23 protein-coding genes and 1 tRNA gene are annotated in these 19,029 nt (G+C 73.4%); 10 read left to right on the top strand and 14 right to left on the bottom strand.

All coding sequences use genetic code 11. From position 1 onward, the window contains the following. Positions 1-40: 40 nt before the first annotated feature. The 5 genes from HEP81_RS00185 to HEP81_RS00165 all read right to left on the bottom strand — a co-directional run bounded on the left by HEP81_RS00185 (position 41) and on the right by HEP81_RS00165 (position 3,175). Positions 41-1,603: an FAD-dependent oxidoreductase gene (locus HEP81_RS00185; RefSeq protein ID WP_037661833.1), complete on the bottom strand. Its 1,563-nt coding sequence runs from the start codon at positions 1,601-1,603 to the stop codon at positions 41-43. 101 nt (positions 1,604-1,704) lie between these two features. Further along, positions 1,705-1,798, bottom strand: a tRNA-Ser gene (locus HEP81_RS00180). A 37-nt stretch (positions 1,799-1,835) separates the two neighbouring features. Continuing rightward, positions 1,836-2,084: a hypothetical protein gene (locus HEP81_RS00175; RefSeq protein ID WP_157854578.1), complete on the bottom strand. Its 249-nt coding sequence runs from the start codon at positions 2,082-2,084 to the stop codon at positions 1,836-1,838. After that, positions 2,069-2,350: a hypothetical protein gene (locus tag HEP81_RS00170; RefSeq protein ID WP_157854576.1), complete on the bottom strand. Its 282-nt coding sequence runs from the start codon at positions 2,348-2,350 to the stop codon at positions 2,069-2,071. The genes HEP81_RS00175 and HEP81_RS00170 overlap by 16 nt, the downstream gene beginning before the upstream one ends. A 69-nt stretch (positions 2,351-2,419) precedes the next feature. Then, complete coding sequence (locus HEP81_RS00165) at positions 2,420-3,175, bottom strand: helix-turn-helix domain-containing protein (protein ID WP_037661877.1); 756 nt, start codon at positions 3,173-3,175, stop codon at positions 2,420-2,422. A gap of 225 nt (positions 3,176-3,400) precedes the next feature. On the opposite strand from HEP81_RS00165, the gene HEP81_RS00160 reads away from it, so the two are divergent. After that, complete coding sequence (locus HEP81_RS00160; protein ID WP_037661830.1) at positions 3,401-4,063, top strand: DUF4097 family beta strand repeat-containing protein; 663 nt, start codon at positions 3,401-3,403, stop codon at positions 4,061-4,063. A 263-nt stretch (positions 4,064-4,326) separates the two neighbouring features. On the opposite strand, the gene HEP81_RS00155 is transcribed toward HEP81_RS00160, so the two are convergent. After that, positions 4,327-4,518 (bottom strand): hypothetical protein, encoded by a 192-nt coding sequence (locus tag HEP81_RS00155; protein ID WP_037661827.1) that lies wholly within the window; start codon positions 4,516-4,518, stop codon positions 4,327-4,329. A gap of 169 nt (positions 4,519-4,687) precedes the next feature. Next, positions 4,688-5,812, bottom strand: a complete 1,125-nt coding sequence (locus HEP81_RS00150; RefSeq protein WP_243279235.1) for a GlxA family transcriptional regulator — start codon at positions 5,810-5,812, stop codon at positions 4,688-4,690. A 125-nt stretch (positions 5,813-5,937) separates the two neighbouring features. Between HEP81_RS00150 and HEP81_RS00145 the strand changes: the two genes are divergently transcribed. Both HEP81_RS00145 and HEP81_RS00140 read left to right on the top strand, forming a co-directional pair. Further along, positions 5,938-6,873, top strand: a complete 936-nt coding sequence (locus tag HEP81_RS00145; protein ID WP_037661825.1) for an NADP-dependent oxidoreductase — start codon at positions 5,938-5,940, stop codon at positions 6,871-6,873. A 106-nt stretch (positions 6,874-6,979) separates the two neighbouring features. Then, on the top strand, positions 6,980-7,420 hold the full coding sequence (locus HEP81_RS00140; protein ID WP_037661822.1) for a CocE/NonD family hydrolase C-terminal non-catalytic domain-containing protein: 441 nt from the start codon (positions 6,980-6,982) through the stop codon (positions 7,418-7,420). 370 nt (positions 7,421-7,790) lie between these two features. On the opposite strand, the gene HEP81_RS00135 is transcribed toward HEP81_RS00140, so the two are convergent. Then, positions 7,791-8,396 carry a dihydrofolate reductase family protein gene (locus HEP81_RS00135; protein ID WP_037661819.1) on the bottom strand — a complete coding sequence of 202 codons (606 nt, stop codon included), beginning with the start codon at positions 8,394-8,396 and terminating at the stop codon, positions 7,791-7,793. A 310-nt stretch (positions 8,397-8,706) separates the two neighbouring features. Here HEP81_RS00135 and HEP81_RS40995 point away from each other — a divergent pair, with 310 nt between their 5' ends. Beyond that, positions 8,707-8,943 carry a UBP-type zinc finger domain-containing protein gene (locus HEP81_RS40995; RefSeq protein WP_063755279.1) on the top strand — a complete coding sequence of 79 codons (237 nt, stop codon included), beginning with the start codon at positions 8,707-8,709 and terminating at the stop codon, positions 8,941-8,943. A 259-nt stretch (positions 8,944-9,202) separates the two neighbouring features. On the opposite strand, the gene HEP81_RS40990 is transcribed toward HEP81_RS40995, so the two are convergent. Then, positions 9,203-9,370: a DUF1398 family protein gene (locus HEP81_RS40990; RefSeq protein WP_243279234.1), complete on the bottom strand. Its 168-nt coding sequence runs from the start codon at positions 9,368-9,370 to the stop codon at positions 9,203-9,205. Positions 9,371-9,483: 113 nt separating this feature from the next. Next, positions 9,484-10,413 carry a LysR family transcriptional regulator gene (locus HEP81_RS00120; RefSeq protein ID WP_037661816.1) on the bottom strand — a complete coding sequence of 310 codons (930 nt, stop codon included), beginning with the start codon at positions 10,411-10,413 and terminating at the stop codon, positions 9,484-9,486. Here HEP81_RS00120 and HEP81_RS00115 point away from each other — a divergent pair. Together HEP81_RS00115 and HEP81_RS00110 are read left to right on the top strand one after the other, a co-directional pair. Beyond that, the gene (locus tag HEP81_RS00115) at positions 10,313-10,696 is read left to right on the top strand and encodes a CGNR zinc finger domain-containing protein (protein ID WP_243279233.1); all 384 of its coding nucleotides are present in this window, start codon (positions 10,313-10,315) and stop codon (positions 10,694-10,696) included. The two genes, HEP81_RS00120 and HEP81_RS00115, sit on opposite strands and share 101 nt — an antisense overlap. Before the next feature lie 283 nt (positions 10,697-10,979). Next, positions 10,980-11,150 carry a DUF5670 family protein gene (locus HEP81_RS00110; protein ID WP_037661814.1) on the top strand — a complete coding sequence of 57 codons (171 nt, stop codon included), beginning with the start codon at positions 10,980-10,982 and terminating at the stop codon, positions 11,148-11,150. 277 nt (positions 11,151-11,427) lie between these two features. On the opposite strand, the gene HEP81_RS00105 is transcribed toward HEP81_RS00110, so the two are convergent. Continuing rightward, positions 11,428-12,615 carry a PP2C family protein-serine/threonine phosphatase gene (locus HEP81_RS00105; protein WP_037661812.1) on the bottom strand — a complete coding sequence of 396 codons (1,188 nt, stop codon included), beginning with the start codon at positions 12,613-12,615 and terminating at the stop codon, positions 11,428-11,430. Then, positions 12,612-14,201 (bottom strand): sensor histidine kinase, encoded by a 1,590-nt coding sequence (locus HEP81_RS00100; RefSeq protein WP_037661872.1) that lies wholly within the window; start codon positions 14,199-14,201, stop codon positions 12,612-12,614. Before HEP81_RS00100 ends, HEP81_RS00105 begins: the two co-directional genes overlap by 4 nt. 108 nt (positions 14,202-14,309) lie before the next feature. On the opposite strand from HEP81_RS00100, the gene HEP81_RS00095 reads away from it, so the two are divergent. The 4 genes from HEP81_RS00095 to HEP81_RS00080 all read left to right on the top strand — a co-directional run bounded on the left by HEP81_RS00095 (position 14,310) and on the right by HEP81_RS00080 (position 17,558). Beyond that, positions 14,310-14,675, top strand: coding sequence for a hypothetical protein (locus HEP81_RS00095; RefSeq protein ID WP_051850557.1), 366 nt, complete (start codon positions 14,310-14,312; stop codon positions 14,673-14,675). Positions 14,676-14,678: 3 nt separating this feature from the next. After that, on the top strand, positions 14,679-15,110 hold the full coding sequence (locus HEP81_RS00090) for a response regulator (protein WP_037661811.1): 432 nt from the start codon (positions 14,679-14,681) through the stop codon (positions 15,108-15,110). A gap of 391 nt (positions 15,111-15,501) precedes the next feature. Beyond that, positions 15,502-16,542 (top strand): tetratricopeptide repeat protein, encoded by a 1,041-nt coding sequence (locus HEP81_RS00085; protein ID WP_037661809.1) that lies wholly within the window; start codon positions 15,502-15,504, stop codon positions 16,540-16,542. Continuing rightward, complete coding sequence (locus tag HEP81_RS00080) at positions 16,539-17,558, top strand: polyprenyl synthetase family protein (RefSeq protein WP_037661807.1); 1,020 nt, start codon at positions 16,539-16,541, stop codon at positions 17,556-17,558. Before HEP81_RS00085 ends, HEP81_RS00080 begins: the two co-directional genes overlap by 4 nt. 58 nt (positions 17,559-17,616) lie before the next feature. Here HEP81_RS00080 and HEP81_RS00075 read toward each other — a convergent pair whose 3' ends face one another. Continuing rightward, complete coding sequence (locus HEP81_RS00075; protein ID WP_037661805.1) at positions 17,617-18,423, bottom strand: ABC transporter ATP-binding protein; 807 nt, start codon at positions 18,421-18,423, stop codon at positions 17,617-17,619. A 101-nt stretch (positions 18,424-18,524) separates the two neighbouring features. Beyond that, positions 18,525-19,007 carry a hypothetical protein gene (locus tag HEP81_RS00070; protein WP_157854574.1) on the bottom strand — a complete coding sequence of 161 codons (483 nt, stop codon included), beginning with the start codon at positions 19,005-19,007 and terminating at the stop codon, positions 18,525-18,527. Between the last annotated feature and the right edge of the window lie 22 nt (positions 19,008-19,029).

Here is a 19,029-nt window from a genome sequence, read left to right as displayed (position 1 = left end):
GCAGCGGCCGCGGTCCGGGTCGGACAGGTAGAGCGGCGGATCAGCCCGGCGTCACCGCGCCCTCCGGCACGGCGAACCACTCCCTGAGCGCCTCTGCCAGCCCGGCCGCCGGCGCCGGTGCCCCCGCGTCGGCCGCCCAGGCCGTGAAGCCGTCCGGACGCACGAGGACCGCCGCCAGCTTCGGGCGGGACGGGCAACGGGCCGTCAGCGTGTCGACGCGGCCGGCATACCCCGCGGCAAGCGCCCGCAGCCCCGGGTCGTCGGCGAGGTCGAGCAGGAGCGCCCGGCCCGCGCGCAGATGGTCCGCGAGGCGGCCGGCGCCAGCGAGTTCGAGGTCCGGGGCGCTGCGTCCGGTCAGCGGGTGCGTGCCCGCGAGGTCGTAGCGCACCCCGCCGCCGTTGAGCCGCGCGGTGAGATACGTGGTGCCCGTGACCGTCCCCGCCAGGTCGCTGACGATCTCGCGCAGGGCCCGGGAGCGCGGGTCCGGGCGCATGGCCGCGACCTGGGACCTGGTCCAGTCAAGGACCTGCGCACCGACCGGGTGCCGCTCGCGGGTGTACGTGTCCAGCAGTCCCTGCGGCGCCCGGCCGCCGACCACCGCGGCGAGTTTCCAGCCGAGGTTCATCGCGTCCCCGATCCCCAGGCTCAGCCCCTGGCTCCCGAACGCGGAGTGCACGTGCGCCGCATCGCCCGCCAGCAGCACCCGGCCCCTGCGGTACTCGGTGACCTGGCGGGCGTGGTCGGTGAAGCGGGTCGCGGTCCGCACCCCGGTGACCGTGACGTCCACGCCGCAGACGCGCCGCAGCCGCGCCTGGAGGTCCTCGGCGGTGACCGGCGCGTCCCGGTCGGCCGGCGGCCCGTCGAACTCCACGGTGACGATACGGCCCGGCATCGGCCCGTAGGCGTACACCCCGGTGTCCGTGGCGGTCCAGCCGACCTTCAGATCCTCGGCGCCGGTCATCTCCACGACCGCCTGGTGGCACGTGATCTCCGGCTCCGTGCCGGGGAATGCGAACCCCGCGAGCTTGCGGACCGTGCTGCGGCCGCCGTCGCAGCCCACGAGCCAGCCGGCGCGCACGGCCCCGTGGCCGCTTCGCACGGTGACGCCCCTCTCGTCCGCGTCGAAGCCCGTCAGCTCCACTCCCCGGCGCACCTCGACACCGAGTTCCTTTGCCCGCTCGCCGAGCAGCCGCTCGATGTCCTGCTGCGCCACGAAGGCGATCTCCGAGGCGGGCCCGGCGTCGCCGAGGCCCGCCTCCGTGCGGTCGACCAGGTCGGCGCGCAGCATGATCCCGGCGAAGTGCCCGACGACCCCCAGCCCCTGCCCCGCGGGCGCACCCCCGCCCTCGTCCCCGCCGTCGTGTTCGCGTATGAACGCCCGGAAGCTCTCCACCGCCTGCCGCTGCACCTCGGCCATCGCGGGCAGCATGCCCCGGCGGTAGAGCGCCTCCGCGCCGGGCGTGGTGATCGCCCCGCCCTTGATCGTCGAGTCCACCTCGGTGCGGCGCTCTAGGACGGCCACCCGCGCGCCCCCGAGCCGGAGTTCACAGCCCAGCATCAGCCCGACCGGGCCGCCCCCGGCCACCACTACGTCATAGTCCATGGCGGCGACTATGACCGAAGGGCGGAAAAGCCAAAAAGCCGCCGCGGTGTCAAGAGACAGGCCCTGCGGGGGAAATGGGGCCGGCTGCGTGCTTCCCGTTGCGGAGAGGGCAGGATTCGAACCTGCGTGGACCCTTGCGGATCCGACTTCGGGCTACTGCCCTGGTCCCCGATAAACCACTCCGGGCACCTCTCCTCGTGTCCGGCCTGTGCGGTAGCGCCGTTCACGGGTACTACCGTGCCAGGCCCCGCTGACACACCCCTGACCGCCCGCTGACCGGCCGGACCGGCCGTCGAGCGAGGGGCCCGCCGCGCGAACCGCGGACGGACACCCCGGTGGTGTTGCGGGTGACGTTGCGGCGCATCCAGGTTCCCGGGGTGGCGTGGCGCAGGGTTTCCTCGACGGTGCCGGGCATACGTCCCGGCAGGTCGGCCAGGAGCAGCTGTTTCCGGCCGGGGTTGTCGGTCAGCGGGTGCAGCATGTGGGCCAGGGTGCTGCGGGTGGTGCCGTTGCCGCCGACCAGCAGGATGCGCAGGAACGCGCCGAGTTCGGCGTCGTGAGCAGCCGGCCGTCCACGGTGGCCCGGACCAGGGTGGTCGTCACGTCGTCGGCGGGGCTGCCGCGGCGCAGGCGGGCGAGGTCGCCCATGAGGGTGCTGAAGTAGGTGACCGCTTCGGCCACGGCATCCAGGCGGCGCCCCTGACAGGTCGCGCAGCGCACCGGCGTCGGGAAGAGACCGAGCGACATCGTGAACAGTCGTACGGCCGTCCGACCGGACCCCACTGACACCCTCACCGGCATCCGGCACCGGGCCGCTCACGGTGGCGTACCCGGTCGCACCTGCTGTCCGTCCGCGGCGGTGCCGGGCTTGGTGTGGAGGACCTCGCGGGCCTGGTCCGCGGCGCGGGTGAGGCTCTCGGAGACGAAGTCGAGGAAGCGGCCGATGTTCTCCAGCCGGCGGGCGGCCGGGGTGCCGGGGACGAGGACGGTGACGCCCTGCCGTGCGGTCTCGGCGACCTGGGCGGTGGCGCGGGCGCTGGCGATCATGGACTGGTACCAGACGTCGTCGTCGATGGAGTAGCGCTCGCGGCGGCGTTCGTCGCGCTCGCGGCGCACCAGGTCCTGGCTCTCCAGGAAGGCGATCGCCTTGGACACGGACGCGGGGCTGACCTGGAGTCGCTGGACGAGTTCGGCGGCGGTGAGGGTGCCCGCGTCGCTGACGCACAGGCAGGCCATCACCCGGGCCATCATCCTGGGGGTGCCCGACCGCATGAAGACGGCGGTGAGCGTCTCCTCGTACGCGCGTACCGCCCCGGCGTCGCGTCCGTAGGGCTGCGGCGGGGTCCGCGGTGCCCGGGGGGCGGGCTGCCTGCGGCGCTGGGCGCGGTGTCCGGTGGCGCGGTGGGCGAGGTCGGCGCGGTAGGCGGTGGGCCCGCCGTTGCGCATGACCTCGCGGGTGACGGTCGAGGTGGGGCGCTCCAGGCGGCGGGCGATCTCCGCGTAGGCGAGGCCGTCGGCCAGGCCCAGCGCGATCTGCTGGCGTTCGGGCTGGGTGAGCCTGCCTCCCGGCATCGCGGTCTCCTTCATGCTCGGCGGGAGCGCCACCATAGCGTTCACCACCAGTTCATTGCAACGAACGCGTCGAAGACCGTTGCGTTACCCGTCAAATCGCCGCAACGATTCACTACTTGTGACCTGCGGTGATCTACTTGAAGCGCAACAAGTCCATTGCCCGATCAGTGAACGCAACATAGCGTTTCCCGTGTCAGAAACAAGGAACGAACTCGGGAGACCGTGATGCAGAAGTTCGACACCCCCGCCCCGATCGCCGCCGTCCTCACCATCCCCGCGGGCCGCGTCCAGTTCATCGCCGCCGACCGGACCGACACCGTGGTCGAGGTCCTGCCCGCCAACGCCTCCAAGGCCCGCGACGCGAAGGCGGCCCAGCAGACCACCGTCGAATACGCGGGCGGGGTCCTGCGCATCGACACCCCGGCGGGGGACCGGCACCTCGGCCCCACCGGAGCCGTCGAGGTGACGGTCAAACTGCCCGCCGGCTCCCGCGTCGACGCCAAAACCGCCGGCGCCGAACTCCGTGCTGTCGGCCGCCTCGGCGACGTCGCCTTCGACGGCGCCTACCGCCGGATCAAGCTGGACGAGACCGCGAGCCTCCAACTCACCGCCGTCGACGGCGACATCGAGGTCGGCCGCCTGGGCGGCCCCGCGAAGATCAGCACCGCCCACGGCGACATCCAGATCACCGAGGCCACCCACGGCACCGTTGTGCTCCGCACCCGGTCCGGCGACATCACGATCGGCGCCGCCCCCGGCACCTCCGCCACCCTGGACGCCGGCACCACCCACGGCCGCATCAGCAACACCCTCCGCAACGACGGCACCCCCGCCCTCGACATCCACGCCACCACCGACCACGGCGACATCACCGCCCGCAGCATCTGAACCGCCACCACGCCCCGCCGGGGCCGCCACGACGCCTCCGGCCCGCCACGACCAGGACGCCGGCCGAGCCGGAAACCGATCACACGCCGGCCGCGCCGTTCGAACCCTCGTCCGGCCACACCGACCAGGCCGAACAACACGCCCCGTGGGGCCGGGGCGCGGTGAACCCCCCGGCGCTGACGGCCACTTGCACGCAGGCCGGAGCGGACGGGCCGGACGGCCTGGCGGACGGTCGTGGTGCGCAGCGGTGCGGCAGCTGCCGGCTACCCCCCGCCCCCGCCTCCGCCCCCGCCGGTGTCGGGGACGCGGGCGGCGCAGTGGTGGCCGCAGCCGGTCATCTCGCTGAGCGCCCAGGTGGTGGCCGCGACTCCTCCCCAGACGATGCACAGGAGGCCGATCAGCACGCCGACGACGAGCGCGTAATCGCGCGCGGTGCGTAACCGTGCTTTCGCCACGGGCCTCTCCTTCGGTGCAGGGCCGGGCGAGAAGTCTCCCGCTGCACGGCGGCCGGTGCCACCACCGGGGACGCCCAAGGGCGTTGACCATGAGCGTCGTCGGCAGCGGCGAGGCTGTGCCCTCGGCCCTCGGCCCTCGGCCCGCCGGTACCGTCGGCCGCCGACGGCGTCAGGCGCCCAGCGAGCTCCCCGCGGGGGAACAGGCACCCGGGCCGGCGGGTGCCCTGGACCCGGTGCGCATATCGGTGCGGTGCCGGCCGGCCTGCGGGGGCCCGGTCGCGCCGAAGGTACGGCGGTAGGAGGCGGGCGACACCCCGAAGGCCGTTCTCATGTGCGCGCGCAGCGAGTTCGCCGTGCCGAACCCGGCCCGGTGGGCGACCAGGTCGATCGACAGGTCGGTCGTCTCCAGCAACTGCTTGGCGAGTTCGAGGCGTTGTGCGGTGAGCCACTGCACCGGGGTCATGCCGACCTCGTCGCGGAACCTGCGGGTGAAGGAGCGCAGGCTCATCCGGGCGTGCTCGGCGAGCCGGGCGAGGGTGAGCGGCTCGCCGAGGTGCTCCAGCGCCCAGGCACGGGTCGCGGTGGTGCCGGCGACGGTGGGTTCGGGGACCGGACGGTCGATGTACTGGGCCTGCCCGCCGTCCCGCCAGGGCGGTACGACACACATGCGGGCGGCCCGGTTCGCGGCGGCGGCCCCGTGGTCGCGGCGGATCATGTGCAGGCACAGGTCGACGCCGGCGGCCACGCCCGCGGAGGTCAGCAGGTCGCCGTCGTCGACGAAGAGGACGTCCTCGTCGAGCCTGACCCCGGGGTAGGCCCGGCGGAACTCCGGGGCGAGGTTCCAGTGGGTGGTGGCCGGACGGCCGTCGAGCAGTCCGGCCGCGGCCAGGACGTAGGAGCCGGTGCAGATGGACACCAGCCGGGTGCCGGGCCGGATGCCGGCGATGGCCGCGGCGATCTTGTCGGGCAGGGGTCCGCCGCGGCCCAGTTCGGGCATGGCGTGCGTGGGCGGGAAGATCACGGTGTCCGCCGCGGCCAGGGCCTCGGGGCCGGCCGCGGGCTGGACGGTGAAGCCCGCGTCGCTGGGCACGGGGGCGCCGTCGGCGGTGCAGACGGTGACGTCGTACAGCGGGCGGCCCCCGGCGTCCTGCGCGCTGCCGAAGACACGGGAGGGGATGCCGAGCTCGAACGGCGGGACCCCCGGCAGTGCCAGCACGGCGATCCGGTGCCGTCGCGGGGTGTCGTCCGCGCGGCCCCTCGCGTTCTCCGCCGCTGTCCACCGGGTGCTGTCCATGGCCAGATCCTGGCACATAGTGGCCGTACGGCCAACACCGTGACGGGCCGCGGCGGCCGATGCTGGGCTGCGTCGCGCCGGGGAACTGCGGGCGCGGACCGATACGAAGCCGGGAACAGCGAAGGATGAGGAAGACGATGCGTGCGGTGGTCGTGGAGCAGTGGGGCGGGGCCGAGAGCCTGGTCGAGCGCGAGATGCCGCGCCCGGAACCGGGGCTGGGCGAGGTCCTGGTCCGGGTGCACGCGGCCGGGGTGAACCCGGTGGACTGGAAGACGCGTGCCAGTGGGGCTCTCATCGAGTGGGGCGCGGTGCCGGCGGTCGGATGGGACGTGTCGGGCACGATCGAGGCCGTCGGCCCCGGTGTGGGCATGTTCCGCCCCGGTGACGAGGTCTTCGGAATGCCGTCGTTCCCCCGTCAGGCGGGCGCGTATGCCGAGTACGTGGTGGCGCCGGCCCGGCATCTCGCACCCAAGCCGGCCGCCCTGACCCACGTGGAGGCGGCGGCCCTGCCGCTCGCGGCGCTCACCGCCTGGCAGGCCCTCGTCGACACCGCCGGTCTGCGTCCCGGCGAGCGGGTGCTGGTGCACGCGGCCGCCGGCGGGGTCGGTCACCTCGCCGTGCAGATCGCCAAGGCCCGCGGCGCGTACGTCATCGGTACGGCCGGAGCGGCCAAGCACGACCTGGTGCGCCGGCTGGGCGCGGACGAGGTGATCGACTACCGCGCGGTGCGGTTCGAGGACGTCGTGAGCGACGTCGACGTGGTGCTGGACGGACTGGGCGCGGAGACGGCCGAGCGGTCGCTGAAGGTCCTGCGGCCCGGTGGCCGGCTGATCACGCTGCCCGGCCCGGACGACGTTCCCACGGCCCGGGACGGGGTGCGGGCGGTGTGGATGCTGGTCGAACCCGACCACCTGGGGCTGCGCGAGATCACCGCCCTGGTGGAGCGGGGCGCGCTGCGGCCGGTGATCGACACCGTCGTGCCGCTGGCCGAGGCCGCGAAGGCGCACGAGATCGGCGAGCGGGGCCGCACCGCAGGCAAGATCGTGCTGTCGGTCGTCTGAGCCGCACATACGGCCGGCCTCTGTTCCGGCTCCCGCTCAGCCCGCTGACGCCCGCCGCCGCCACCTTCCTCCAGGTGGCGGCGCCGGGCGTTCAGGCAGGGCGTCGATGGCACCGGCCCGGGCGGCCGGGTGGGTGCTCAAGCGGCGCTTGCGCCGTTCGTCGGGCCCAGCTCCACCGCGTCTCCTTGAGGCGGCCGTCTTCGACCACCGCTTCGACGAGGACACGGAGCTGAGCGGCCCGATGACGCTGCGACTACGCGTGGCCACCACCGGCGCCGAGGACCCGCGGCTCTTCGCCGGAATCGAGAAGCGGTCGCACGGCGCGCCGGTCCCGTTCGAGGGCTCCTACGGTTACGGGCGTGACCTGGTCGCACAAGGCCGCCTGCGCCTCGCGCTGCGCGAACTCGACCCGGTGCTCAGCACCCCCCACCAGCCCGAGCACACCTTCCGGACGCTCCAGCCGGTCCGGGACGGCGAAGAAGTCGACGTGCTCATCCCGTTGAGCTCCTCGGCGACCCTCTTCGCCCGAAAACGCTTCCACGCTTGAGATCCCCGTCATCCCGAAGACGTGACCGGCCCGCACCCGCGCGGCCTGCCGGCGCCTTCGGCCAGGGACACCTCGGCCGGCCCGAAGCCTTCCCCCACCTCGATGGCGTCGAGGTGGGCCCGGGCCGGTTCGGCCGATCCACCCCCGCCTCGTCCAGGCCGCCGGCCCCTTGCTGCGCACCGCGGCGCTCCGGCACGGTCACCAGGCTCTCCCACCGCCTCCCGGAGCCACGCGCGGACCCGACGCCGACGGCCGGACCCTCGCCCTCGCCCGCGACGTGGCCGGCCGCCCCTGCCCACAACGGCGCCCGCCGGCCCCGACCCCTACGAAACGACCGGCTCCCTGCCCGAGCCCGTTTCCCCCACACGCCTCAGTAACTGTCGTGGCGGGGCTCACCGTTCGGCCGGTAGACGCCGACGACGGTGCCCCCCTTCGTCGTCGAGACGCTGACCGGCTCCAGCGCGGTGGGGATCGCGCCGTCGGCGAACAGCCGCTTGCCGGTGCCGATGATCACCGGATGGATGGTCAGCCGGTACTCGTCGACGAGCCCGTGCCGCATGAGGCTCTGGGCGAGGTCGCCACTGCCCACGACGTTGATGTCGCGGCCGTCGGACGCCTTCAACTCGCGTACGGCATCGACGACATCGCCCTTCAGCAGCGTGGAGTTCTGCCATTCGGCAGCTGTCAGGGTGCGGGACGCCACGTACTTGTGCATGCGGTTCATCCGACCGGTGAACGGGTTGTCAGGGTCGGCGGTCGGCCAGTACGACGCGAAGATCTCGTACGTCTTGCGGCCGAGCAGCATCGCGTCGCAGGACTCGTACCAACCGGCGATGGCCGCCCCGACCTCGTCGTCGGACGAGGGCTTCTGCCAGCCGCCGTGCTCGAAACCGCTCTGCGTGTCCTCGTCCGGACCGCCCGGCGCCTGCATGACGCCGTCGAGCGTGAGGAACGTACAGATGATGATCTTGCGCATGGTGCGCTCCCTTCGTCGACGGGTAGACCGCACAACCGCCGCTGACTCATCGGACTCCCGCCAGGCGGACATCTCGCCGACGGCCGCCCGCTCCCCGCGCCGCGGTGAGCGCGTCGTACGCGATGACGGGGCTTCTCGTCGCATCCGCACGCACGCCCACGCCCGAAAGAACGGGCGATGGACGGTACGGACCGGCGATGGCAGGGAGCGAGGCGCTGGGGTGACGGTGTGGAGAGTACGACCGGACGGTGGCCGCCCGCAGGGCCGTGCGTGTCCGCACGCGGCGGCCGCGGGTCCGGAGCCGACGCCCCTGAGCGGAGCGTGCCTCGACTGCGTCGCCCGCGGACGTCACGAGCGCCGCTTGCGACTGTGTCTGACCTGCGGCCACGTGGGGTGCAGCGACAGTTCTCCCGGCGCTCACGCCACCGCCCACCACGAGTCGACCGGGCACCCTCTCGTGCGCTCGATGGAGCCCGGCCACCAGTGGGCCTGGTGCTATGCCGACGAGTTGTTCCTGGAACCGGGCGGCGGCCGCGGGCCGGCGTGACGCCCCGCCCGAAGTGGTACGCGTACGGCCGCGACCGGCGCCGGCCCCGGACCGGGCCCCGCACCGCCGTGCGGGGCCCGGGAGCGCACCGCCTCCCAGGTCCCTCGACCGACGGGCGCTCGACCGGGCGGCAGACCCGGTCCCTCGGTGGTTTTTCCGCTCGCGCCCCCGAAACGGATGCGCGGGAGTGCCGCCCGGATCCGGAGGGGGCCGCGGCACCGGCCGGCGGCGGGGTTCTCACAAGAGCGGCTCCGGTCTCTCAGGGAAGCGTGACGAACGGGCAGACCTCGGTGCAGGAGTCGCCGTCGCTGCCGTAGTAGGTGCAGGTGCGGGCGGCGGTGTCGACGTCGTACCGGGCGACCCCGGCGTCCCAGCAGGCGCGGACGAACGCGGGGAACGTCGCCTCGCCGGCCTGGTCCGCGCGCACCGGCGCCCGCCCCCGCCCTCGCGCCGGTTCGGCCCGCGGGGGCGGGGTGCGGGCGGGAGCCCGCCCTGACCGCGGCCGTGCAGGAGACCGGACGGACCCACCGGGTGCGCTGCTCACGCCCGGCCCGATCGCGCGTCGAGTGCGGCGCCGACGTGGGGGCAGGTTCGGCGAACGGTGTCGAGGAAGGCGCCCAGCGCCGGGGAGCGGTCACGGCCGGCGAAGGACAGGACCAGGTCGGGCAGCGCCGTCCTCGGCGTCACCTCGCAGAACCGGATCCCCGCTCTCGGCGCCTCCCGCATACGGGAGGGCCCGAGGCCCACACCGGCCCCGCAGGCGGCCAGGCCCATGATCGTGTGCACGTCCCTGGCCATGGTGGCACCGTCCAGCGCCGCGGTGTCCTCGCCCAGCAGGACGCGCAGGCAGGCGGCGACGGCGGGCTCGTCCTCCCCGGCGGCCACGATCAGCGGCTGCCGTCGCAGCTGGTCCACGCTCACCGACGCCTGGCCCGCGTAGGGGTGCGCGCTGCCGACCACGGCGGTCAGGTGATCGCGTCCGACCGGGACGGACACCAGATGCTCGGCCCCGGCGCCCCGGGGCGCACCGAGGGTGACGGCGACGTCCAGTTCCCCGGCGATGAGAGCGGCGGCGCCGCGCCCGGATGCCATCTCGTGCAACTCCAGCCGTACGCCGGGCCGTTCGCGGCCGAACCGGCCCAGGACGTCCGGGAGCGGATCGAGCAGCGCGGAGGCGACGAATCCCAGCCGCAGCCGGCCCGTCTCCCCGCGCGCCGCCCGCCCCGCGTCGGCCGTGGCCCCGGCCATCTCCTCCAGCGCCCGCCGCGCCCGCACGAGGAACGCCTCGCCCGCGGCGGTCGGGAACACGCCCTGGCGCGTACGGTCGAACAGCCGGGCCCCGGTCTCGCGCTCCAGGTCGGCGATCTGTTTGGACAGCGGGGGCTGCGCGATACCCAGCGAGCGGGCGGCCCGGCCGAAGTGCGCGTGCTCGGCGAGGGCGAGCGCGTACCGCAGATGCCGCGCTTCCATACCGCCCCGTCCCTTTCGCCGTCCATACACGCAAAGTATCGCCGCCCAGCCTGCACACCATGGCCCCCACCACCGGGACCCGGCCCGGTGGCTGCTGTCCACCGCCGCGCTCGCCCTGGCCCTCTGGCTCGGCGAACGCGGCTACTGCGCGTGGGGCCGCTGCGCGGCACCCGGCTGCGACCGCTGCTTCATCGACACCGGGCGCCGCGCCCCGCAGCGCTACTGCTCGACCCGCTGCGGAACCCGGGTCCGCGTCGCCGCCCACCGCGACCGCGGCCGATGACCGGCACGGGGCCCCGACTCCGCCCCGGCGTCACCCTCATGGACGCACGCATGCCCGGCGCCGGCGGCCCTGGGGCCGGCCTTGTCACGGCCTCGGTGGATCCAGGGCCACGGCATCGCCCCGGGTGATACGTGCTGGGTGTCCGTGGTGCGTGAGGCGGGGGAGAGGGGGAACCGTCCAGGCGCGGGGTCTGCATATGCCCCTCGCTTCACAGAAATAACTCATATTTTGTGTGCTTGTAGGGGCGAAGTAAGGGCATTCGATGGCCAGGAGGTTGATAACTATGGTTCCCCTGCTTCTCGTTCTTCTTCTGGCTCTGATCCTCTTCGGCGCGGGCTTCGCGCTGAAGGCACTGTGGTGGATCGCGGTGATCGTGCTCATCGTGTGGCTGCTGGGCTTCGTCGTCCGTTCCGCGGACAGCGGCGGCCGCAAGGGCCGCTGGTACCGCTGGTAGACGAAGGCATCCGGCGCGAGGAACGCGCCCCGCGCGAGCAATGAGCGGGCCCGGCCGAAGCGGCCGGGCCCGCTGCCGTGCACGGGCCCGGCCGAAGGGGCAGGAGGGATCGGGCTTATCGGACGCACCGCAGGGTACGTGAATCGTGCAACGGCCCCGCGGGCTCAGCAGTGGAACCCTGCTCCTCCTGCCCGCGGGGCCGTTGCCCTTTCCCGGGGACGGCGGGCGGTTTCTCCTCCTCACCGAACCCGAGCCGGTCCGGGCCCGGCCCGCGCTCTCAGAGGGCGGGCGCCGAGGTGTCGGTCCAGTCCAGGCGAAGGACGGCGAGGTCGTCGGTGTGCCGGTCCGCGTTGAGCGTGCGGGTCCGGGCGATGAGCTCGTCGAGGTGGGTGCCGGGGTCCGGTGAGGGGATCGTGTCGATGATCCGCAGCAGGCCCTCCACGCCGAGCCGGGCGCCGGTGCTGTCCGCGAAGCCTTCGACCAGGCCGTCGGTGTAGGCGATGAGCGCGCCCCGGGCCGGCAGCGCGAGGGTGGTGGCGGGCCATCTGCCCAGTCCGGGCGCGATGCCGAGGGCGACCCCGTGGGCCGCGTCGACCTCCTGGGTGCCCTTGGCGGTGACGAGGAGGGGCTCGTGGTGGCCGGCCAGGTGCAGGGTCAGGACGCGGCTGTCCGGGTCCAGGGTGATGAGGGTGCAGGTGGTGAACAGGTCGCCGTCGGCGCGTTCGGCGATGTGGACCTGTTCCAGCAGGCCGAGCAGTTCCTGGTCGCGGTGCCCGCCGAGGGTGAGCGCGCGCCAGGCGATGCGCAGGCAGACACCGAGCGCGGCGGCGTCGGGGCCGTGGCCGCTGACGTCTCCGATCACGGCGTGCACCTGCCCGTCGTCGGTCTGCACGACGTCGAGGAAGTCACCGCCCAGAAGGGCCTGCGCCCGGCCGGGGTAGTAGCGGCTGGAGGCGGTGACGACGGTGGAGGACAGCAGGGGTTCGGGGAGCAGTCCGCGTTCCAGGCGGGCGTTCTCCTCGGCCCGCAGGCGCCCGATCTGCAGGGCGGCGTTGGCGCGTTCGGCCTGCTTTCGCTGGACGGCGTAGCGGACGGCGCGCTGCATGAGGTCGGGCTGGACCTGGCCCTTGACGAGGTAGTCCTGGGCGCCGGCGGCGAGCGCGTCCACTCCCGCGCGGGGTTCGTCCAGGCCGGTGAGGACGATGACCGCGGCGTCGGCGTCCGGCTGGATCGCCTGGACCGTGTCCACGCCGGAGGCATCCGGCAGGTGCAGGTCGAGCAGGACGCAGTCGACGGGGTCCGTCCTGAGTGCCTGGCGTGCTTCCGCGGCCGTGCGGCAGCGCGTGAGGTCGTAGGGCAGGCCGGTGTCGTAGAGGAGCTCTTCGACGAGGAGGGCGTCTCCGTCGTCGTCCTCGACCAGGAGGAGACGGAACGGCTGCGTGCGGCCCGCGACGTGTTCGGTCACGGCTGCGTCTTTCTCTGCGGGGCGGCCGGGGCGCTGTCGGCGGCGGGGAGGGTGAAGGCGACGCGGGTGCCCGGCTCGTGGCCGGCGTCGATGCGGATCCTGCCCCCGTGGAACTCCACGACCTTCTTGCACATCGCCAGGCCGATGCCGGTGCCGGGGTAGGCGTCCTTGGTGTGCAGCCGCTGGAAGAGCACGAAGACCTTCTCCCGGAACTCGGGAGCGATGCCGATGCCGTTGTCGCTGACCGCGAAGTGCCAGGTGTCGTCCTCGCGGGAGGCGCTGACGTGGATGCGCGCAGAGCGGTCGGGGCTGCGGAACTTGACCGCGTTGGACAGCAGGTTCTGCCAGAGCATGCCGAGCTGGGTCGGGTCCCCCACGACGGTGGGAAGGGCGTCGTGGGTGATCTCGGCGCCGGTCTCCTCCACGGTCACGCTCAGGTTGTCCAGGGCCCTGTCCAGCAGCGCCTCGAGGTCGACCCGCTGGTGGTCGTTGTACTGGCGGCCGACCCTGGAGAAGGCCAGCAGGTCGTTGATCAGGTTCTGCATGCGGTTGGCGCCGTCGACCGCGAAGGCGATGTACTGGTCGGCCTTCTCGTCCAGCTGGCCGCCGTAACGGCGCTGCAGCAGCTGGGTGAAGCTGGACACCTTGCGCAGCGGTTCCTGCAGATCGTGGGAGGCGACGTAGGCGAACTGCTCCAGCTCCGTGTTGGACCGCTTGAGATCCGCCGCCTGCTCGTCCAGCAGGACGCGGGACGCCTCGCTGAACGTGAGCTCCTCCAGCAGACGCCCGCGCATCGACTCGACGTCCGCGGCCAGCCGGCGCAGGTCGGCGGGGCCGGTGCCGGTGATGGAGCGCTCGAAGCGGCCCTGCGCCACCTCACGGGCGTCCGTGCCGAGCCGGCTCAGCGGCCCGGTGATGCCCCGGCGCAGCCCCTCGAAGACCAGCACCGCCACCAGGGCGATGACGACGGCGATGACGACGAACACCCAGTTGCGCAGGGTGACGGCCCGGCGCAGGTCACCGGTGGCCGACGCCCGCTCGTCCTGGAGGTGCGCCTGCTGGCGCGTCAGGGCCTTGCGCAGCGCGTCGAACGCGGTCTTGCCCTGCGCCGTCCGCTCGGTGGCGAGCTTCACGGCGTTTCGGGGGGAGGCCGCCGAGACGGGTCGCGCTATGCGCTGCTGCCAGGCACCGGCCAGCTTCTCGGTCTCGGCCAGGTCGGCGCTCGCCCGGGCGTCGTCCCCGACCAGCGGACGCAGCTGCCCCAGGGCGCGTTTCTCGTCGGCCACGCCCTGCGTGTAGGGCTGGAGGAAGTCCGGGCGGCCCGACAGCCCGTAGCCGCGGATCCCGGTCTCCTGGTTGACCAGGGCCTGCTCCACCCGCATCGCCTCGATGAGGGCCGGCGAGCGCCGGTCCACCAGCTCCGAGGTGATCTGCGACGTACGCCACATCGCCCAGCCGCCCAGCGATCCCAGGACGGCCAGGACGGCCAGCGTGACAAAGACCCCGGCGCGCAGCCAGCGCCGGGTCGTCCAGCGGGAGAAGACGCCCTCGTCGTGGGGCGGCTCACTGTTCTGTGCGGTTCGCATGTGTCCCTCGGTGATCCGGACCGTGTCCCGGCGCACGGCGCAGACACTGTACCCAGGGTCCGACAACGCATGTTGTCCGAGGTGAGATCGGCGACGTAGGGTGACCCCATGCCTGGTCCATCTTCCGCCTCACGTTCGTCCGCGGAGACGGCCGCACTGGTCACGCAGGTGGTGGACGAACTCGCCCGGCGTCTCATGCCGGACACCGTCCTGCCGCTGGACGAAGGCGCCGACACGGCCGGCGAGACCCGCCGGCGCGCGCTGCAGCGCCTTCAGGTCCTCGCCGGCGTCAAGCAGGCCCTCAGGCGCCTGGAGGACCAGGCCGCCCATGTCGCGGCCGCGAGCGGCGCGGGTTACCCCGAGATCGGCCAGGCCCTGAACATGAGCCGTCAGGGGGCCCGGCGCCGCTGGCCCGGACTGATCACCAGCAGCACCTGTCATCGGACCCCCCAACCCACCCCCCGGAGCTTGTGAACCATGGCCGCCGCCGCTATCCGCCCCTATGACGTGCTGCTGGTCGAGGACGACGTCGCCGACGCGATGCTCATCCAGGACGCCCTCTCCGAGCGCGGGGCCCGCAACCTGACCCAGGTCTGCGACGGCGTCGCCGCCCTGGACTACCTGCGCGACCCGGACAACGCGCGCCCCGACCTGATCGTCCTCGACCTCAACATGCCGCGCATGAACGGCCGCGAGTTCCTCGCCGTGGTCAAGGAGGACCCCGCGCTGCGCACCATCCCGGTCGTCGTGCTGACCACCTCCGCCGCCCCCGACGACGTCTCCGGCGCCTACAGCCACCACGCGAACGCCTACGTCACCAAGCCGGTCAACCTGGAGGAGTTCGAGGCGGCGGTCCGCAGCATCGACACCTTCTACCTGGACGTCGCCGTCAAGCCCCCCAAGGAGTGACCCCCGGCCTGCCGGGCGGACCCCGCCTCTGCGCGGCGGGCACGCACGACGATCCGCGCAGCCCGGCCCCGACGGGCCCCGGCCCCACGGCCGGGGCCCGTCGGCACACCCGGGCGGAACTTCCGCGCCCCCGCCCGGCGGCCCCCAGCACCCCAGCCTTGCGGCAGACCACGCCACCGGGCCCGCAGCGCTGAACAACGGCCCCGGGCAGCGGCGTTGGGCTACTCGGCACACAACCTCCACATCATGATCCGCACCACACGGACAACCCCCGCCGCCGTACCCGCGTCTTGATCCACAACAGACCGCCACGCCCCGGTCCTCCCGGACGGGGCGTACCCCCGACCCCCTATACACTCTGTGTATACACGTCGTGTATGGAAAGGTATGCATGTACGGCAAGGCTTTCGCCCCCGAGTACCAGGGCGCCCTGACCACCCTGTCCGTGAACTCCTCCCTGACGGACGTGCTGACAGAAGGCATCGACAAGCTCCGCGAGGCCGAACGGTCCGGGCACCCGGCCGAGGCCGCCCGCTGCGGACTCGCCGTGGCCGAGGCCTACCGGCGCCTCGGCAAGGTACGGGAAGCCGACCAGGCCTGGAAGGCCAGCTACCGCACCGCCCGCCAGGCCGGCGACACCGCCGCGATGGCATGGGCCCTGTGGAGCGGCGGCACCCTCGCCCGCCAGCGCGGAGCCTTCCCCCTGGCCTGGCGACTGCTCGGCCTCGCCGCCGAACTCGGCGAACAGGCAGGCGACATCGTCTGCCGCGGCTACTCCCTGGCCGGACTCGCCGAAACCGGCCGCATCCAGGGCGACTACGACGCCGTCGGCCGCCTCCACGAACAACTGCTGGCCGAGGCCCGCAGGCGCGGCGAGGCCCGCCACACGGTCTGGGCCCTGGAAGGCATCGCCCAGATGCACCGCAACACCGGCGACTACGACCGCGCCTACACCCTCTTCGAAGAAGCTGCGGAGATAGCCCAACGCGCCGAGGACACCCGCGGCCACGCCTGGGCCCTGCGCGGCCTCGCGGACATCCTCTCGGTACGCGACAAGAACACCGAGAAAGCACTCGAACTCCTCTCCCGCGCGGAGACCGGCTGCCGCGCGATGAACCTCTCCAGCGCCCTTGCCTACAACCACAAGATGCAGGGCAACGTCCTCCACCGGGCCGGCCGCCACGAAGAAGCACGGCAGATGTACGAGCTGGCACTCACCGAGTTCCGCGCCATGAGCGAGCCCCGCGGCGAGGCACTCGCCCGCCTCGGCCTCGCCAAGTCACGGGCACGACTCGACCGCACCCACGCCGAGACCACCGCCGAACTCACCGCACTGGCACGCTCACTGGAAGGCAGCGGCCTCAAACACGTACAACGGCTGGTGACCCGCGCCCAGGAGGAGTTCGCACGCGAGGCGGAGGCCGTACGATGACCGCCCTGCACGCCCCGCCCGCAGCCCCCGAAGTCCTCGCCCGCTGCACCGCGCTGGTACGCCCCGCCCTGCGCGAGGCGATCGGCCGGCTGCACCCGTGGACCGCCGAGATGGCCGCGTACTCCTTCGGCTGGTGCGAGGTGGGCGGCACACCCACCACCACCGCCGGCGGCAAAGGCGTTCGACAGGCACTGGCCGTACTCGGCGCACGCGCGGCAGGCGCCGACGCACGCACCGCAATACCCGCCGCGGTCGCCGTGGAACTGGTCCACACCTTCTCGCTCCTGCACGACGACATCATGGACGGCGACGCCACCCGGCGCCGCCGCCCCGCCGTGTGGAAGGCATACGGCACCGGCCCCGCGGTACTGGCCGGCGACGCCCTGTTCGCCCTGGCGGTGGAGACCCTCGCCGCCGCCCCCCAAGGCGCCCGCGCCGTACGGCTCCTGTCCACAGCCCTGACCGACCTGGTCCGCGGACAGGCCGACGACCTGCTGTTCACCGGCCGCCCCCATACCGGCCCCGGCAAGGTGACCACCGAGGAGTACCAGGCGATGGCCGAGGCCAAGACCGGCGCCCTCCTCGGCTGCGCCTGCGCCCTGGGCGCCGCGCTCGGCGGGGCCGGCGAGGACACCACCGACGCGCTCGACCGGGCCGGACGGCATCTCGGCATCGCCTTCCAGCTGGTCGACGACGTCCTCGGGATCTGGGGCGACCCCGCCGTCACCGGCAAACCCACGGGCGGCGACCTGCGGGAGGGCAAGAAGACCTACCCGGTCCTGGCCGCCCTCGTCTCCCCGGACGCCCGCGCCCTGCCCGACCTGCTCAACTCACCGGCGCGGACCCAGGAGGCCGCCGCCCTGATCGAAGCGGCCGGCGGCCGCACGGCGGCACTGGCCGAGGCCCGCACCCACACGGCCGCCGCCCGCGCCCTCCTGACCCGCACACCCCTGGCCACCGGCGCCGTGGAAGACCTGCTCACGGTGCTGGACTACCTCGTCGGCCGCGACCTGTAGACCCACCGGCACACCGCGCCGGCCCGTAAGCCGGCGGGCCGGCCGCCGGCTTACGGCATCAGCGGCCCGAGCGCGCGTACCACCGGCCGTCGTGGCGGGCCACATGAACGGGACGCCCGAAGCAGAGCGTCATGTTGTCCGCGGTGAGCACACCGTCCACCGCCCCGGACGCCAGCTTTCGGCCCTCCTTGAGCAGGAAGGCATGCGTGGTGCTGGGCGGGAGCTCCTCCACATAGTGCGTGACCGTGACGGTGGCGAGGGCGGGCTGGTCGGCCGCCAGGCGCTGCAGCGCGTCCACGAGATCCTCACGGGAGGGGAGATCGAGGGCGTTGAACGGCTCGTCGAGCAGCAGCAGCGCCGGATCCGCCATCAGCGCACGGCAGATCAGGATCCGGGCCCGCTGGCCGCCCGAGCAGTCACCGAACCGGCGGTCGGCGAACTCCTTGCACCCCAGCTCGGCCAGCAGGACGCGGGCACGCTCGCGCACCGCGGTCCCGTACTCCCGCCACAACGGCTGCACCGTCCCCGTCGCCCCCGTCAGGACGACCGTGTGGGCGGTGGCGTCGGGCGGGACCTTCTGCGCGGCGGACACCAGACCGACACGCGCCCGCAGCTCACGCATGTCGATGCGGCCGAGCCGGTCACCGAGAACCTCGACGCTGCCGAGCGTGGGATACATGGCCGCCCCGACGAGCCGCAACAAGGTCGTCTTGCCGGCCCCGTTCGCCCCCAGCAGCGCCCAGTGCTCGCCGGACCGGACAATCCAGTCGATCCCGTCGAGGACGATCTCCTGCCCGCTGCTACGCCGGTGGACGGCGACACCCCTCAGAGCGACGACGGCGCGGGAATCCTGGTTCTCGGTCACCCCGGCACAGTAGTGCCGCGGGCGGCAACCGCACCGGACGCGCCCAGAGAACGGACACCCCGGCCGACCCCGCCGGTCACAGCACAGGATCCCAGGGGTTCTCACATGTGCCGCATCCACACACCGGGCTCCACATAGGCGCCCTGACCGCTGTCCTTGTCGACACGCCGCAGGCCGAGCCCCCGCGGGACGACGTACTCGCCCGACGCCGGGAAGACCAGGCCCGTCCACCGCTCCCACTCGCAGACCGTGCCGGTCCTCGTCTGCGAGGCCGGCGCGGCGGCGACGATGCGCGCACCGGGACGCTGGTGGGTGCGGATCCACGGGTCGAGCGAGGTGCCGTCCGGGCGGGCCCACCCCATGAACGACTCGATCGGCGCGAGAGGGTACCGCGACTCCAGGGTCGGGCGGACCGGCCCGATCACCCGCGGCCACCCCCGCTCCACGGCGACCGGCACCCCGCGCTCGTCGGCCAGTGCCGGGTTCAGCTCGGCGAACCACTCCCGGATCCGACCGATGTACTGCTTCACCAGCCGGTCCGCCGCGATGCGCCACCACAACGCACTGCCGCCGGAAAGACGCATGAGGCAGGTGCACCGGCAGCCG

Origin of the sequence: Streptomyces griseofuscus, assembly GCF_014673495.1 — a bacterium.
GTDB lineage: Bacteria > Actinomycetota > Actinomycetes > Streptomycetales > Streptomycetaceae > Streptomyces > Streptomyces murinus.
The sequence above is the reverse complement of the archived record's forward strand: the minus strand, read 5'-3'. Positions and strand labels throughout refer to the sequence as shown.